This window comes from Streptomyces sp. P17 (genome assembly GCF_032436805.1).
Taxonomy (GTDB): domain Bacteria; phylum Actinomycetota; class Actinomycetes; order Streptomycetales; family Streptomycetaceae; genus Streptomyces.
In genome coordinates this window covers 50,341-65,786 of sequence record NZ_JAVRBF010000050.1, presented here as the reverse complement: position 1 = coordinate 65,786, position 15,446 = coordinate 50,341, and the positions used below count along the sequence as shown (strand labels likewise).

The window sequence follows — 15,446 nt, the reverse complement described above, 5'->3', positions numbered from 1 at the left end:
GGCTTCCGGCCGGCACGCCGAGAGCACGCACCGGACGCCGCTCCTTGACGGGCAAACGTCGCCTGCCGCGGCACTAGTTGGCGATCCCTTCGGGGATCGCCTTTTTCACGGCCGACGCCAGGTCGATCAGTACGGCCGACCTGTCCGTGCCCTCCGGCACGGTCACCTCGACGTACGCACTGCGATTGGCGCAGGTGAAACGGTACGCCCCGTCGCCCCGCTCCTCCATCAGCCAGTCGACGCCGTTCACACCGCCGGCCACCGCGTCGGGGTCACGCCCCTCCGCGACTTCGGGGTCGATCATCTTCGGCGGCCGTGCGACACCGCAGCGCAGTATGATCTCCGGGCTTCCCCAGCCCGCGGTCAGCGCGGAGGCGGGTTCGGGATCACGGCGGCTCTCACCGGCCACCTTCGCCGGCAGTACCTTGTCCAGGTTCTCGCACAGCCCGGAAGTCTTCGCGTCCGGTGAGGGAACCGCCGCCGACCCGGTGTCGTCTGCTGAGGAGCAGCCCGCGACGGTGATCGACAGGACGAGCGCGGGCAGACCGATGAGCCGGTGACGCAAAGAGTTCACCGGCCAAGGGTAGACGGGGGCTACAGATGGACGACGGGGCAGGTCAGGGTACGGGTGATGCCGTCCACTTGCTGGACCTTGGCGACCACCATGCGCCCGAGGTCGTCTACGGTGTCGGCCTGCGCGCGCACGATCACGTCATACGGTCCTGTCACGTCCTCGGCCTGGATGACTCCAGGGATCTTGCTGATCGTTTCGGCGACGGTCGACGCCTTGCCGACCTCCGTCTGGATCAGGATGTACGCCTGTACCACGGAACCTCCAGGGCGGCCACGAGGATCATGTGGGGAAAAGGAACGCCACGGTATCGCGTCGTCGCTCGTCACGGGGAGACCTGCGGGGGCCGGGGGTCCCGCGCCGGGGTGCAGGCACGACAGTGGTTGACGGTCACCTCGACCGTATCGAGGACAGTAGAGACACGCGACTGGGAACGCACAGGGACAGAAGGGGCGTAAGGGCAATGAAGGGCACTGTTGGTGAGCTCGGTGAGTTCGGGCTCATCAGGGAGCTCACCTCCCGTCTCACCACCACCCCGGCGGTCCGGGTCGGCCCCGGCGACGACGCCGCGGTGGTCGCCGCGCCCGACCGCAGGGTCGTGGCGAGCACCGACATCCTCCTTGAGGGGCGGCACTTCCGCCGTGACTGGTCCACCGCGTACGACGTGGGCCGCAAGGCCGCCGCGCAGAACCTCGCGGACATCGCGGCCATGGGCGCCGTACCGACCGCCCTGCTGCTCGGCCTGGTCGTCCCCGCCGAGCTCCCGGTGACCTGGCCGACCGAGCTGATGGACGGCCTGCGCGACGAGTGCCAGGTGGCCGGCGCCTCCGTGGTCGGCGGCGATGTCGTACGCGGCGACACGATCATGGTGTCGATCACCGCGCTCGGCGATCTGCGCAACCAGGAGCCCGTGACCCGGGGCGGCGCACAGCCCGGGGACCTCGTCGCGGTGACCGGCTGGCTGGGCTGGTCCGCGGCCGGGTACGCGGTGCTGTCCCGGGGCTTCCGCTCGCCGCGGGCCTTCGTGGAGGCGCACCGGCGCCCGGAGCCGCCGTATCACGCGGGTCCCGCGGCGGCCGGGCTCGGGGCGACGGCCATGTGCGACGTCAGCGACGGACTGATCGCCGACCTCGGGCACATCGCCGAGGCCAGCAAGGTCCGCATCGACATCCGCTCCGGCGCGATCGACATCCCGTCCCAGATGAACGACATCGGACAGGCCGTCGGTGTCGACCCCATGCAGTGGGTGCTGAGCGGGGGCGAGGACCACGCGATCGTGGCCACCTTCCCGCCGGATGTGAAGCTGCCCGCCCGCTGGAAGGTCATCGGCGAGGTCCTCAACCCCTCGGCGCTGCCCCAGGTGACGGTCGACGGGGCGCCGTGGACCAGCAAGGGCGGCTGGGACCACTTCGGGGACATCGAGTCGTGAGCGCGCCGCCCCGGGTTCTCACGGTCGCGGGCTCCGACTCCGGCGGCGGGGCGGGGATCCAGGCCGATCTGAAGACGATGCTGGCGCTCGGCGTGCACGGCATGAGCGTGATCACGGCGGTCACCGCGCAGAACTCGCTGGGCGTCCAGGGCGCTTGGCCGCTGCCCGTGGAGGCGGTGCGGGCGCAGTACCGCAGTGTCGTCGACGACATCGGCGTCCAGGCCGTGAAGACCGGCATGCTGGCCTCCGCCGAACTCGTCGAGGCGGCGGCCGAGTTGCTCGGCGGCACGGACGCGCCCGCGGTCGTCGACCCGGTGGGGGTGTCCAAGCACGGGGATTCGCTGCTGGCCGCGTCCGCGCTGGACTCCGTACGCACGAAGCTGCTTCCGGTGGCCACCGTCGCCACCCCGAACCTGGACGAAGTGGCCCAACTCACAGGGGTGCTCGTCGAGTCGGAGGACGATCTCCGGCGGGCCGCGGCGGCCGTACTCGCGTACGGGCCGCGGTGGGTCGTGATCAAGGGTGGCCATCTCGCGGGGGACACGGGGCGGGTGGGCGGGAGCCAGGCAGTGGATCTGCTCACCGACGGCTCCGAGGAGCACTGGCTGCGCGCGCCGCGGCACGCGAACCGGCACACGCACGGCACGGGCTGCACGCTGGCCTCCGCGATCGCCTCCGGGCTGGCGAAGGGGCAGTCGGTGCCGGAGGCGGTGACGGCGGCCAAGGAGTACGTCACGGGGGCCATCGCCGCCGGGTTCGCGCTGGGCGGGGGGATCGGTCCCGTGGATCACGGGTGGCGGTACCGCGCCTAGGGCATGCAAAAAGCCGGTCCACTCAAGGTGGACCGGCTCAGAGCAGCGAACCAGCAGTGGCCGCGCGCTTAGCTGTGCGTCAGCGCGAGACCTTGCCGGCCTTGATGCACGAGGTGCAAGCGTTCACGCGCTTCGGCGTCCCGCCCACCACGGTACGGACGCGCTGGATGTTGGGGTTCCAGCGACGGGGCGTACGGCGGTGCGAGTGCGAGATGTTGTTGCCGAAGCCCGGCCCCTTGCCGCAGACGTCGCAGTTGGCAGCCACGGGTCACTCCAAAGACTTCAGATGCACTTACGGTTGAACCCGGCAGGCCGGGATCGAGATCGCAGGATCAGAGATCTGAGTGGCGTTGCCAGGGGGAATGGCCCGATCTGCATCGGGCAACCGGAGCAGCATACAACGACTGCGCCAGTAGAACGAAACTACCATGCCTGCTCAGGGCCCCGCTCCCGGCCCTCTTCCGGCGGACCCGGCCCCTGGGTCTACGCTGCGTCCACGTCCAGCAGCTCAAGGAGGCGCAGGTGGCGCAGGTGCCGCAGACATTCTTCGATGCTCTCGCGGTACGCACCTGGTGCGGCCTCGCGCTGGAGGCGCTCGGCCGCGCGCGGGAGGAGATCGACGCGATCAACGTCTACCCCGTGGCCGACGGGGACACCGGCACCAACCTGTATCTGACGGTGGAGTCGGCGGCGGCGGCCGTCGACGCGGTGTTCATCGGGCACGAGGCGGGCTCCGAGGGCTCCGTGCCGTCCCTGGCGGACGCCGTGCGCGCGATGGCCCACGGCGCGCTCATAGGGGCGCGCGGGAACTCCGGGACGATCCTGGCGCAGCTGCTGCGCGGCATGGCCCAGGTGCTGGCCGCCGACAGTGACTCGGCTCACGCCGACGCGGGCGGACTCCGGCTCGCCCTGCGGCATGCCGCCGACTCCGCCCGCCAGGCCGTGGCCCACCCGGTCGAGGGCACCGTCCTCACCGTCGCCTCGGCCGCCGCCGAGGCGGCCATAGGGGCGGAGGGGGACTGCGGGACCGTCGCGCGGGCCGCCTACGACGGGGCGCGTGCCGCCCTCGCCGCGACCCCGTACCAGCTCGCCGTGCTGGAACGCGCGGGGGTGGTGGACGCCGGGGGGCGGGGTCTTGTCACCGTCCTCGCGGCTCTGGTGGAGACGCTCACGGGGGAGAAGCCGGCGGTGACCGTGACCTACGCGCGCGGGCCCGTCGACAGTCCCGCTGAGTGCGTGTCCCTTCCGGAGGTCGGTCCCGCCTTCGAGGTGATCTACCTCCTGGAGGCCGAGGACGCGGCCGTCACCCGGCTCCGGGAGCGGCTCGACGCCCTCGGGGACTCGCTGGTCGTGGTCGGCGGCGACGGGCTGTGGAACGTCCATGTGCATGTCGACGACGCCGGCGCCGCCGTGGAGGCGGGCGTCGAGGCCGGGCGGCCGTACCGGATCCGGATCACGCACTTCGGCGTCGGTGACGTGCACACCACCGGCGCCGAGCGGCCGCCCCGCGAGCGGGCCCAGCGCGCCGTCGTGGCCGTCGTGCCAGGGCCGGGCCTGGCCGGTCTGTACACCGAGGCCGGCGCGACCACCGTGCTCGCGCGCCCCGGGGAGCCGCCCGCGAGCGGGGAGCTGGTGCAGGCCGTACGGCGGGCCCACGCGCGCGAGGTCGTGCTGCTGCCCAATGACGCGGAGCTGCGGCACACCGCTGCGGCCGCCGCCGAGCAGGCCCGCGCCGAGGGCATCCGGGTGGCGCTGATCCCCACCCGGTCCGCGGTCCAGGGGATCGCCGCGCTCGCCGTGCACGAGCCCGAGCGGCGCTTCGACGAGGACGTCGTGTCGATGACCTCGGCGGCCGGCGCGACCCGCTACGCCGAGGTCGCCGTCGCCGAACGCCAGTCCTGGACCATGGCGGGCATCTGCCAGGCCGGCGATGTCCTCGGCCTGATCGACGGTGACGTCGCGGTCATCGGCGCGGACGTCACGGCCACCGCCGAGACGGTCCTGGACCGCATGCTCGCGGCCGGCGGGGAGCTGGTCACCCTCGTCCTCGGCGACGAGGCGCCCGACGGGATCGCCGGGCACCTCGAAGCGCGGGTACGGGAGTCCTACCTCGCCGTGGACACGGTGGTGTACCGGGGCGGGCGGCAAGGGGCGCTGCTGCTCATCGGCGTGGAGTAGGGCTCAGTCCTCCTCGGTCACCTGGAGGAGCTGTTGCGCCTCCGCCCGCCGGTCCCGTGCCGTTGCGTCCTCCTCGGCGCCGTCGTACGCCGCGAGCACCGCACGCGCGCGTGCCGCCGCGTCCGTCGGCCGGCCCAGGTCCGCCTCCAGCCAGCCCGCGGCGAGTTCGGCGCCGGTACGCGCGTGCCGGCCGGCGTCCCCGAGCGCGGCGAACACCGTGACCGCCTCCGTCATCCGGGACAGGGCGTCCTCCAGGGCGGCCTGGATCGAGTCGTCCTCGTCGTCCTCGGCCGCGGACCGGGCGAGCAGGTCGCCGAACTGGCGGTGCGTGTGACCGAGCTCGGCGGTGAGCCGGGCGCAGGCCTCCTCGTCGGGCGCCTCGTCCAGGGCCGCGGCGCACTCCCGGACCGCGGCCGCCATCAACTTCCGCGCTCCGTCCGCCCCGTCCGCGCCATCCTCCGCGCGCAGCGCGAGCCACGCGCGGGCGCGCAGGGAGCGGACGAGACCGTGGACATTGCCGAGCTCGCGCCACAGCTCGCCCGCGCGCGTGTAGGCCCGGTCCGCCTCCTCGGTGAGCCCCGCCTGCCCGAGCGACTCGGCGGCCAGATGCGCGAGCGTGGCGTGGTCGTGCTGCTCGGGCCAGTGCCGGGCGATCTCGGCGGCCTGCAGACGGCGTTCGGCGGCCTCCCGGTGCTCGCCGAGCTCGCTCAGACAGTCGCCGAGCCACCACTGCGTCTGCACGACCGCGCCGTCGCCGTGCGTCTCGGCGGTCAGGTCCGGCAGCGCCGACTCCAGCACCTCGGCGGCCTCCGCCCAGCGCCCCTGGCGCAGCAGGAATCCGCCGAGCTGATGCCGCGCCCAGGCGCCGAGTGTGGGGCCCTCGCCCGCCTCGTCGGCCCAGTGCGACGCCTCCAGGGCGTGCTCGGCGGCCTCCTCCGACAGACCCCGGCCGCCGAGGACCTCGGCGAGCTGGAGATGCAGCTGCGCCCGGCCCGGCGCCTCCAGATGCGGTCCGCCGTGCTCCAGGGCCGCCCGCAGCGCCCGCTCCGCCTCCGCCGTGTCGCCGAGGTGGTGGGCGAGCCCGGCCAGCCGGGCCTCGTACTCCACCGCGAACCACGGAAGACCCGCCCCGACGAACGCCGCCGCGGCCCGCGCGAACAGCCGTGCAGCCGTCTCCACGTCGCCCGAGAGCGCCGCCAGCTCGGCGAGCATCGCCTGCGCCTCCGCGGCCCGCGAGGCGAGCCGTACGTCGTCGCCGGTGCGCCCGTCCACGAGCGCGAGGATCTCCCGCGCGGACGCCTCGGCGGCACCGAGGACCGCGGGGTCCACCGGCTCGTCGGCCTCGTGGACCCGCCGCATGAGCACCCGCGCGCGTCCCATCAGCACGGCCGCCGTCTGCCGCAGGCCCGTGCCGTCCTCCGCGTACAGCGCGAGCACCCGGTCGTAGGGCTCGGTCACCGCCGCCAGCGCCTCCTCCAGGCGGCCGGTGAGCGCCCGTACGTACGCCGCACGCGTGCGTGCCGCCAGCGACTCGCCCGGGTCGCCCGCCTCGGCGTACAGCTCGGCGGCCCGCTCGAACAGTTCCACGCCCTCGGGGCCCAGGTCCATCGCCCGGTGGTCGATGATCTCCGCGCGGTCGCGTACGTCCAGTTCGGCGCCCTCAGCGGCCCGCGCCACCGCCGCCCACGCCTCGACGGCGTGCGGCTGCAAGGTGTCCGACAGCCGCCGGGCCTCGGCCAGCAGCGTCGGCAGATCGGCCTCCACGGGCTCATCCTGCGCCGGAACCTCCGGCACCGGAACAGCGACGGGAGCCACGGTGGGACGCGCCGAGCGGACCCCGAGCGTCAGCCGCTCCACCAGCGGTTCCTGCGCCGTACGCGCGCGTGCCAGTTCGCTGGCGTGAGATGTGCCGTTGCGCAGGTCGAACCGACCGGCCAGTTCCAGCGCCTCCGCACGCGCGTGGGCGGCGAGTTCATGTGCCGTCCAGGCACGGCCCGTGGGGCCCGGCACCCGTCGCTCGCCGAGCCCGAGGCCGGTCAGCCGCTCCATGAGCAGCGTGACCACGGTCAGGAACTCCAGCCTGCTGCGCGGATGCCCGGTGTCGGTGAAGTACGCGGGCCGCTCCGCGAGCAGTTCGAGGCCGCGCGCCTCGTTGCCGGTCAGCGCGCAGAACTCGACATGGTCCGCGTAGGCGCCGCGCATGCCCTCCATGGGCCGCACCAGCCGGAAGCCGCGCAGATGGTGGGCGCGCGCCTCGTCCACGTGGCCCAGCCGCAGCAGGGGCGCCAGCGAGGAGGCGAGCGCCGTGTGCGGCTCGTGGGCGCAGCTGAACTCGCCCTCCAGGACCGGCCGCCACAGCTGAAGCGCGCTCTCGTCCCGGCCCCGCTCCGCCTGCCACCAGCCCTGCGCGTGCAGCTCGCAGGCGTGGCAGTCGGCCATGCTGTCCCGGTCGGCGGCCAGCCATGCGGCGTACGCCCGCTCGGCCCGCTCCACGTCCCCGATGTGCGCGGCCACGCTGAACTCGGCGCTGCGCACGGCCCGTTCGGAGTGGCCGGCGAGCCGGTAGCGGTGCTCCATCTCGCCGAGCCACTTCTCTATGGAGGTCAGCGGGATGTGCGGCTGGTCGAGCATGCCGGAGGTCATCCACTTGAAGACCCAGTGGAGCGAATGGGCCTCGTACTCGTCGAAGTCCTCGGGCCGTTCGTCCCACATGCGCAGCAGCCGCGCGAACGGGACGAACATCTTGTCCTTCTCGGAGCTGTAGTTGTAGACCTTCAGCTGGTGTCCGAGCGCCTCGATCACCGCGAGCGGGATGTTCAGCTTCTCGGCCTCCGCCAGCAGCAGCTCCGCGCGCGCGTTGCGGGCCGGGCCCTCCGGCTCCTCGGAGTTCTCCGCCATCGCCCGGCGCAGCGCGTCGAAGTCCGTGATCCCGGTCATGAGCGACCCTCCTCGCCGTTCGTGGCCCACTCCAGCAGGCCGATGAAGGCCCGGTTCAGCAGAGCCGAGTCCGCGGGCCTGAGCGGCCGTTGCGCCATCAGCAGGGCCTGTCCGTACAGCGACTCGGTGGCGGTGCCGATCAGCTCCGCGTCGCCCAGGGAACTGATCCGCCGGATCAGCGGGTTGAGGTGGTTGAGCACCAGACGCGCGCGTGGGGCGCTGCCGCGAAGCGAGCCGAGGATGCCCGCCCAGAGGTCGTCGGCCTGCTCCTCGGCCTCGGCCCGCGCCTGCTCGTGCCGGGACGCGCGGTCGTCCAGATGCAGCGCGGGCACGGACAGCGGATGGAAGGCCCTGAGGACCACGTCGCAGCCCAAGGGGTCGAGATTGGCCCGCGCGGCCGCCAGGAAGCCCGACAGGGCCAGCTCCTCGGCCGGGTCGACCGCGTCCAGATGGGCGGTCACGGTGTCCGCGTCCAGCTCGGCGACCACCGTCCCCGGACGCACCGAGGGCAGCGCCTCGACGAGCTCACTGTCGTACGTGTAACCGCCGTTGATCACCCCGACGCCCTGCGCGGAGGCGATCGGCGCGACCTGCCGGTACTCCTCGACGGTCCGCGTGAAGTGCACCACCGGGTGCCGCTGCGCGAACTCCTCCAGGGAAAGACGCCCGTCGGTGGTCTCGAAGGGCAGCCACGGCAGCATCGTGCGCAGCATCTCCTTGTCGTGCCGCGCGAGGGACTTCACCCCGAGGTGGTGCACCGACAGGAAGGCCGCGAGCCGTTCCGGATCACCGGCCGCGAGCCCGGTCAGCCACGACCGAATCCTTTCTCCCAGCGCCTCCCGTACGGCCGCCAGCGTCTCGTCCTCGTACAGCGACTCGCGCGAGGCCGTGGGCCGCAGGCTGTCGGTGTCCAGGACGCAGCGCACGAAGAACGCCCAGTCGGGCAGCAGCTGTTCGGCCCGCTCGGTCAGCAACATGCCCTTCAGATGCACCCGGTGACCGGCGTGCTGGGCCGGGCTGACCGCCGACGGCAGCACGTACGCCACCCCGCGGATCCCCGCCAGCGGAACGTTGAGCTCGATCGAGTCCAGCGGAGTGAACCCGAACAGCTCGTGACAGTGCCGGGCCAGCGCCACCCGCCGGTTGGCGGGGGAGGGGTAGGCCCGGTCCCAGGGCGCCGGGAGATCGGTGACCTCCTCCTCGTCCACCCGCACGTCGTACGGCAGCAGCGAGCCGAAGTCCCGCGCCAGCGCGAGCACCCGCTCCCGCGTCAGCCACTCCCCGGCACCGGCCCGCGCCACCAGATGCACGGTGGTGCCCGGCTCGGGCCGCTCCGCGTCCGGCAGCGTCCGCACGGTGTACGAACCGTCGTCCGTGGCCGTCCACTCCACCGGTGGCGCGTCCGGCGTACGGGCGCTGCGGCTGACCACCCGGATCCGCTCGGCGACCACGAAACAGGCCAGCAACCCGATGCCGAACTGGCCCAGGAAGTCGGAGCGGGCCGCCTGAAGCCCGTCCGCCCGCTTGGAGCTGCGACCGATCGTCGCCAGCAGGTTGTGCACATCGGCCTCGGTCAGCCCGACACCGGAGTCCTCCACCCGCAGCCCGCCGCCGGCCGCGTCGACGGACAACCGCACCCGCGCCGGGGCGTCGGGCTGCTCGGCCCGCCGGGCGGTGATGGCGTCCACGGCGTTCTGCAGCAGTTCGCGCAGATAGACCTTCGGACTGGAGTAGAGGTGATGGGAGAGCAGGTCCACCAGGCCGCGCAGGTCGACCTGGAACGTATGAGGGGACTGGGATGCCTGGGATGACTGTGAGGTCTGGGAGTCCATCGTCGCAGCGCCGGTGGGGGGAGCGCGTCGGCGCGGGGTCGGGCGGTCCGTGTGAGGCGATAACCGCGAAAGGATGGCCGGAGGCGCGTCATCCTAAGCCCCCGACCACCCGTCTGACCAGGGGTTTCCTCGGACGTATACGGCTTCGGCCGTGGAGGGTCTACGGCATTGTCAGTGCGGTGGTGTGCAATGGATCTCGTGCCCGCACTGCAAGAACCACTCCAGCAGCCACTGAAGTCGGTGCTCGGCCCCGCCACCGCGAAGGTGATGGCCGAGCACCTCGGCCTGCACACCGTCGGCGACCTCCTGCACCACTACCCGCGCAGATACGAGGAGCGCGGCCAGCTCACCCACCTCGCCGACCTCCCCATGGACGAACACGTGACCGTGGTCGCCCAGGTCGCCGACGCCCGGCTGCACACCTTCGCCTCCGCCAAGGCCCCGCGCGGCAAGGGCCAGCGCCTGGAAGTGACCATCACCGACGGCAGCGGCCGACTCCAACTGGTCTTCTTCGGCCACGGCGTTCACAAGCCCCACAAGGAGCTCCTGCCGGGCACTCGCGCGATGTTCGCGGGCAAGGTCTCCGTCTTCAACCGCCGCCTCCAGCTCGCTCACCCGGCCTACGAGCTGCTGCGCGGCGACGGCGACGAAACGGTCGAGACCTGGGCCGGCGCCCTGATCCCGATCTACCCCGCCACCGCCAAACTGGAGTCCTGGAAGATCGGCAAGGCCCTCCAGACGGTGCTGCCGACCGCCGAGGAGGCCGTCGATCCCCTTCCCGACGGCCTCCGAGAGGGCCGCGGTCTCGTACCGCTCCCCGAGGCCCTGCTGAAGATCCACCGCCCGCACACCAAGGCGGACATCGCGGATGCCCGCGCCCGTCTCAAGTGGGACGAGGCCTTCGTCCTCCAGGTCGCCCTGGCCCGCCGTCGGCACGCCGACGCCCAACTCCCCGCGGTGGCCCGCACACCCAAGCCGGACGGCCTGCTGACCGCCTTCGACGACCGCCTCCCCTTCACCCTCACCGAGGGCCAGCAGAAGGTCTCGCGGGAGATCTTCGGCGACCTGGCCACGGAACACCCGATGCACCGGCTGCTCCAAGGGGAAGTGGGTTCCGGGAAGACGATGGTGGCCCTGCGGGCCATGCTCGCCGTCGTCGACGCGGGCGGCCAGGCCGCCATGCTCGCCCCCACCGAGGTGCTCGCCCAGCAACACCACCGTTCCGTCGTCGAGATGATGGGCGAACTGGCCGAGGGCGGCATGCTCGGCGGATCGGAGCACGCCACCAAGGTGGTGCTGCTGACCGGTTCCATGGGAGCCGCCGCCCGCCGCCAGGCCCTGCTCGACCTCGTCACCGGCGAGGCCGGCATCGTGATCGGCACCCACGCGCTGATCGAGGACAAGGTGCAGTTCCACGACCTGGGCCTGGTCGTGGTCGACGAACAGCACCGCTTCGGCGTCGAGCAGCGCGACGCACTGCGCGGCAAGGGCAGACAACCGCCCCACCTCCTCGTCATGACGGCCACCCCCATCCCGCGCACGGTCGCGATGACCGTCTTCGGCGACCTGGAGACCTCGGTCCTCGACCAACTCCCGGCCGGCCGCTCCCCGATCGCCAGCCATGTCGTCCCCGCCGCCGACAAGCCCCACTTCCTCTCGCGCGCGTGGGAGCGCGTGCGCGAGGAAGTGGAGAACGGCCATCAGGCGTACGTCGTCTGCCCCCGGATCGGGGACGAGGAAGTGGATCCCAAGAAGAAGTCCGCCGAGGACGATGCGGAGAAGCGCCCGCCGCTCGCCGTCCTCGAGGTCGCCGACCAGCTCGCCAAGGGCCCCCTCTCCGGCCTCAAGGTGGAGGTCCTGCACGGCCGTATGCACCCCGACGACAAGGACGCGGTCATGCGCCGCTTCGCCGCGGGCGAGACCGACGTCCTGGTCGCCACGACCGTCATCGAGGTCGGCGTCAACGTCCCCAACGCCACCGCCGTGGTGATCATGGACGCCGACCGCTTCGGCGTCTCCCAGCTCCACCAGCTGCGCGGCCGCGTCGGCCGGGGCTCGGCACCCGGTCTCTGCCTCCTGGTCACCGAGATGCCCGAGGCAAGCCCGGCCCGCCAGCGTCTGAACGCCGTGGCCGCCACCCTCGACGGCTTCGAGCTCTCCCGCATCGACCTGGAACAGCGCCGCGAGGGCGACGTCCTCGGCCAGGCCCAGTCCGGCGCCCGCACCAGCCTGCGGATGCTGGCGGTCATCGAGGACGAGGAGATCATCGCGGAGGCGAGGGAGGAAGCCACGACAGTGGTCGAGGCCGACCCGGACCTCCAGAACCTTCCGGGCCTGCGCACGGCCCTGGACGCCCTCTTGGACGAGGAAAGAGAGCAGTACTTGGAAAAGGGGTGAGGGAGACTTCCCCAGGGGCGCGGGCTGTACCCAGATGCGGCTACCGCCGCGCGGGCGCGACCAGCCACACTGATACCAAAGCCGCCCACGACCAAGGACCGAAGATGACCCGCGTGATCGCCGGCGCAGCCGGCGGACGTCGCCTCGCCGTGCCGCCAGGCACCGGCACCCGCCCCACCTCCGACCGCGCACGCGAGGGCCTCTTCTCCACCTGGCAGTCGCTCCTCGGCGGCCCCTTGGACGGCGAACGAGTCCTCGACCTGTACGCGGGCTCCGGTGCGGTCGGCCTCGAAGCGCTCTCCCGTGGCGCCGGCCACACTTTGCTCGTCGAGGCCGACGCCAGAGCCGCCCGCACCATCAGGGAGAACGTAAAAGCTCTCGGCCTCCCCGGCGCCGAAGTGAGGGCCGGCAAAGCCGAACAGATCATCCAGTCACCGCCGCCGACCGAGCCGTACGACCTCGTCTTCCTCGACCCGCCCTACCGAGTCACAGATCACGATCTTCGCGAGATTCTGCTCACACTCCGCTCAGAAGGCTGGCTCGCGCCGGAGGTGCTCGTCACCGTGGAGCGCAGCACCAGAGGCGGCGAATTCCGCTGGCCGCACGGCTTCGAAGCGATCCGGGCCCGTCGCTACGGCGAGGGAACGTTTTGGTACGGTCGCGCCGCCTCTACGTGCGAAGACGCACGATGACCGGACCGGAGAGCGAGGGACCTCAAGTGCGCCGTGCCGTCTGTCCAGGATCGTTCGACCCCATTACCAACGGACACCTCGACATCATTGCCCGCGCCTCCAGGCTGTACGACGAGGTGTACGTCGCGGTGATGATCAATCAGGCCAAGAGGGGTCTGTTCGAGATCGACGAGCGGATCGAGCTGATCCGCAGGGTCACCGCCGAGTACGGGAACGTGAAGGTCGAGGCCTTCCACGGCCTCCTCGTCGACTTCTGCAAGCAGCGCGACATCCCCGCCATCGTCAAGGGCCTGCGCGCGGTCAGCGACTTCGACTACGAGCTGCAGATGGCCCAGATGAACAACGGCCTCTCGGGCGTCGAGACCCTCTTCGTACCGACCAACCCCACCTACAGCTTCCTGTCCTCCTCGCTGGTCAAGGAGGTCGCGACCTGGGGCGGCGATGTCTCGCACCTGGTCCCGCCCGCCGTGCTGGAAGCCCTGAACGAGCGGCTGCGCAAGGACTGATGGGGCTACAGTCGTCCCGTCCGTCTCCAACACAGCTGTAGAGAGTGGCGAGCACACGGTGGACGTGCAGAAGAAGCTCGACGAGATCGTCTCGGCGGTCTCCAGTGCCCGGTCGATGCCGATGTCGGCCTCGTGCGTGGTCAACCGCGCCGAGCTGCTCTCGCTGCTCGAAGAGGTCCGCCAGGCCCTGCCCGGCTCCCTCGCGCAGGCCCAGGAGCTGATCGGCGACCGCGAGCAGATGGTCGAGCAGGCCCGTCAGGAGGCCGAGCGGATCGTCCGCACCGCGCACGCCGAGCGGGGCTCCCTGATCTCCGACACGGAGGTCGCCCGCCGCTCCCAGGCGGAGGCCGACCGCATCCTCGCCGAGGCCCGCAAGGAGGCCGAGGACATCCGCGCCGAGGCCGACGACTACGTCGACTCCAAGCTCGCCAACTTCGAGGTCGTCCTCACCAAGACCCTCGGCTCCGTCGGCCGCGGCCGCGAGAAGCTCCTCGGCACCGGCCCGGGCGTCGACGAGCAGGGCTACGAGGACGAGGACGCCCCCGAGCGCAGCCACGACCCGGAGACCCTGCGCCGTACCGCCGACGAGTACGTCGACGTCAAGCTCGGCGCCTTCGAGGCGGTCCTCGCCAAGACCCTGGACGCCGTCGGCCGCGGCCGCCAGAAGCTGCACGGCCGGATCGCCTCCGACGACCTCGGCGCCCTCGCCGACGACATCAGCACCGTCCAGCACTCCAGCGACGCCGACTACCTCGCCGACCTCGCGGCCCTGGCCGAGCAGGACGCCCAGGTCCCGCAGCAGCACCAGCCCGAGCAGCCGGACTACGCCCCGCAGCAGCCGGACTACGCCCCGCAGCAGCCGGCGTACGACACGTACAGCGGCTATCAGCAGCCCGCGTACGCCCAGCAGGACCCGTACGGCTACCAGCAGGCCGACCCGTACGCCTACCAGGGCTACGACGCCCAGCAGCCGGCGTACGACCCGCACCAGATGCCCCAGCAGGCCCAGCAGGGCTATGCCCTCGACGAGACCAGCCTCTTCGACACCGGTATGATCAGCGCGGAGCAGCTGCGGGCCTACGAGCAGGGCCGCGGCCAGGGCTGAGCCGCGGGCCGTGACCGGGAGAGCACACCGGATTGGGCTGTCGGCGAAAGGTCCAGTATCCTGGCTCTTCGGTCGCGCGTACGTCCGCGATCAGCGCTGCCCTCGGACACCGAAGGGCGGCGTCCCCTGAGCTCAGAAGATCGAAAGCAGGAATGGCTCTGAACGCCCGCCTCGACCACCGCAACCCTCTCGTGTTCGACACACACGAGCTGGGGCGGCGTCCTGGCGCGCTCCAGCGCCTGAACCGCACGATCGACGCCCCGAAGGACCTCGGTCTGAAGGACGTCATCGGAGTGCCGGAAGGCGCTCCGGTGGAGCTCGAACTCCGACTTGAGTCGGTCATGGAAGGGGTGCTTGTCACAGGCACCGCCCGTGCGCTGGCCGAGGGGGAGTGCGTAAGGTGTCTGGAGCCGCTTCAGCTCGATCTCGAAGCGGACTTCCAGGAGATGTTCTCGTACCCTGACGCCGACGACCGGGGCCGCGCACACCGTGCGGAACCCGTCGACGACGCCGAGGAAGACGAGGACAGGCTCTATCTCGAGGACGGCTTGTTCGACCTCGAACCCGTGCTGCGGGATGCGGTGGTGCTCGCACTGCCGATGCAGCCGGTGTGCCAGGAAGACTGCCCAGGTCTGTGTGCCGAGTGCGGCGCACGCCTTGCGGACGACCCGGACCACCACCATGACGCCGTCGACATCCGTTGGGCGGCACTGAAGGGACTCGCCGGTTCACTCGAAGACGGCGAGAAGGACGAGATGAGCGGCGGCGCGCCTCAGTCAGCACGCGCCGACGAGAAGCAGGAGAAGTAGCCGTGGCTGTTCCGAAGCGGAAGATGTCGCGCAGCAACACGCGCCACCGCCGGTCGCAGTGGAAGGCTGCGGTCCCCACCCTGGTTGCGTGCGAGCGCTGCCACGAGCCCAAGCAGCAGCACATCGCGTGCCCGTCTTGCGGCACCTACAACAAGCGCCAGGTCCTCGAGGTCTGAGC

General features: G+C 71.8%; 14 protein-coding genes. 9 read left to right on the top strand and 5 right to left on the bottom strand.

The genetic code is table 11. The features are described from left to right. Positions 1 to 73: 73 nt before the first annotated feature. A complete protein-coding gene (locus RMT89_RS28810; protein WP_315886695.1) occupies positions 74 to 574 on the bottom strand; it encodes a DUF3515 domain-containing protein in 501 nt (166 codons plus the stop codon). Positions 575 to 594: 20 nt separating this feature from the next. Beyond that, positions 595 to 828, bottom strand: a complete 234-nt coding sequence (locus RMT89_RS28805; RefSeq protein WP_003997603.1) for an Lrp/AsnC family transcriptional regulator — start codon at positions 826 to 828, stop codon at positions 595 to 597. A 206-nt stretch (positions 829 to 1,034) separates the two neighbouring features. On the opposite strand from RMT89_RS28805, the gene RMT89_RS28800 reads away from it, so the two are divergent. Further along, on the top strand, positions 1,035 to 2,000 hold the full coding sequence (locus RMT89_RS28800; protein WP_315886694.1) for a thiamine-phosphate kinase: 966 nt from the start codon (positions 1,035 to 1,037) through the stop codon (positions 1,998 to 2,000). Then, on the top strand, positions 1,997 to 2,812 hold the full coding sequence (thiD, locus tag RMT89_RS28795; RefSeq protein WP_315886693.1) for a bifunctional hydroxymethylpyrimidine kinase/phosphomethylpyrimidine kinase: 816 nt from the start codon (positions 1,997 to 1,999) through the stop codon (positions 2,810 to 2,812). Before RMT89_RS28800 ends, thiD begins: the two co-directional genes overlap by 4 nt. A gap of 79 nt (positions 2,813 to 2,891) precedes the next feature. Here the strand turns inward: thiD and rpmB are convergent, their stop codons facing one another. Next, positions 2,892 to 3,077 (bottom strand): 50S ribosomal protein L28, encoded by a 186-nt coding sequence (gene rpmB / locus RMT89_RS28790; RefSeq protein WP_004924906.1) that lies wholly within the window; start codon positions 3,075 to 3,077, stop codon positions 2,892 to 2,894. Positions 3,078 to 3,334: 257 nt separating this feature from the next. Between rpmB and RMT89_RS28785 the strand changes: the two genes are divergently transcribed. Next, positions 3,335 to 4,990 (top strand): DAK2 domain-containing protein, encoded by a 1,656-nt coding sequence (locus RMT89_RS28785; RefSeq protein ID WP_315886692.1) that lies wholly within the window; start codon positions 3,335 to 3,337, stop codon positions 4,988 to 4,990. A 3-nt stretch (positions 4,991 to 4,993) separates the two neighbouring features. Here the strand turns inward: RMT89_RS28785 and RMT89_RS28780 are convergent, their stop codons facing one another. Together RMT89_RS28780 and RMT89_RS28775 are read right to left on the bottom strand one after the other, a co-directional pair. Continuing rightward, entirely contained in the window at positions 4,994 to 7,927 is a 2,934-nt protein-coding gene (locus RMT89_RS28780) for a tetratricopeptide repeat protein (RefSeq protein WP_315886691.1), read from the bottom strand. Continuing rightward, positions 7,924 to 9,759 carry an HSP90 family protein gene (locus RMT89_RS28775; RefSeq protein ID WP_315886690.1) on the bottom strand — a complete coding sequence of 612 codons (1,836 nt, stop codon included), beginning with the start codon at positions 9,757 to 9,759 and terminating at the stop codon, positions 7,924 to 7,926. Before RMT89_RS28775 ends, RMT89_RS28780 begins: the two co-directional genes overlap by 4 nt. A 189-nt stretch (positions 9,760 to 9,948) precedes the next feature. Here RMT89_RS28775 and recG point away from each other — a divergent pair, with 189 nt between their 5' ends. The 6 genes from recG (at position 9,949) to rpmF (ending at position 15,444) form a co-directional block, all read left to right on the top strand. Next, positions 9,949 to 12,156 carry an ATP-dependent DNA helicase RecG gene (recG, locus tag RMT89_RS28770; protein WP_315886689.1) on the top strand — a complete coding sequence of 736 codons (2,208 nt, stop codon included), beginning with the start codon at positions 9,949 to 9,951 and terminating at the stop codon, positions 12,154 to 12,156. A gap of 104 nt (positions 12,157 to 12,260) precedes the next feature. Continuing rightward, positions 12,261 to 12,848 carry a 16S rRNA (guanine(966)-N(2))-methyltransferase RsmD gene (gene rsmD, locus RMT89_RS28765; RefSeq protein ID WP_315886688.1) on the top strand — a complete coding sequence of 196 codons (588 nt, stop codon included), beginning with the start codon at positions 12,261 to 12,263 and terminating at the stop codon, positions 12,846 to 12,848. Between the two features lie 26 nt (positions 12,849 to 12,874). Then, positions 12,875 to 13,354, top strand: coding sequence for a pantetheine-phosphate adenylyltransferase (gene coaD, locus RMT89_RS28760; RefSeq protein WP_315886698.1), 480 nt, complete (start codon positions 12,875 to 12,877; stop codon positions 13,352 to 13,354). Positions 13,355 to 13,412: 58 nt separating this feature from the next. Next, complete coding sequence (locus RMT89_RS28755; RefSeq protein ID WP_315886687.1) at positions 13,413 to 14,459, top strand: cell division initiation protein; 1,047 nt, start codon at positions 13,413 to 13,415, stop codon at positions 14,457 to 14,459. 152 nt (positions 14,460 to 14,611) lie between these two features. Then, positions 14,612 to 15,268 (top strand): DUF177 domain-containing protein, encoded by a 657-nt coding sequence (locus RMT89_RS28750; RefSeq protein ID WP_315886686.1) that lies wholly within the window; start codon positions 14,612 to 14,614, stop codon positions 15,266 to 15,268. A 2-nt stretch (positions 15,269 to 15,270) separates the two neighbouring features. Then, positions 15,271 to 15,444: a 50S ribosomal protein L32 gene (gene rpmF / locus RMT89_RS28745; RefSeq protein WP_003951102.1), complete on the top strand. Its 174-nt coding sequence runs from the start codon at positions 15,271 to 15,273 to the stop codon at positions 15,442 to 15,444. Positions 15,445 to 15,446 lie beyond the last annotated feature (2 nt).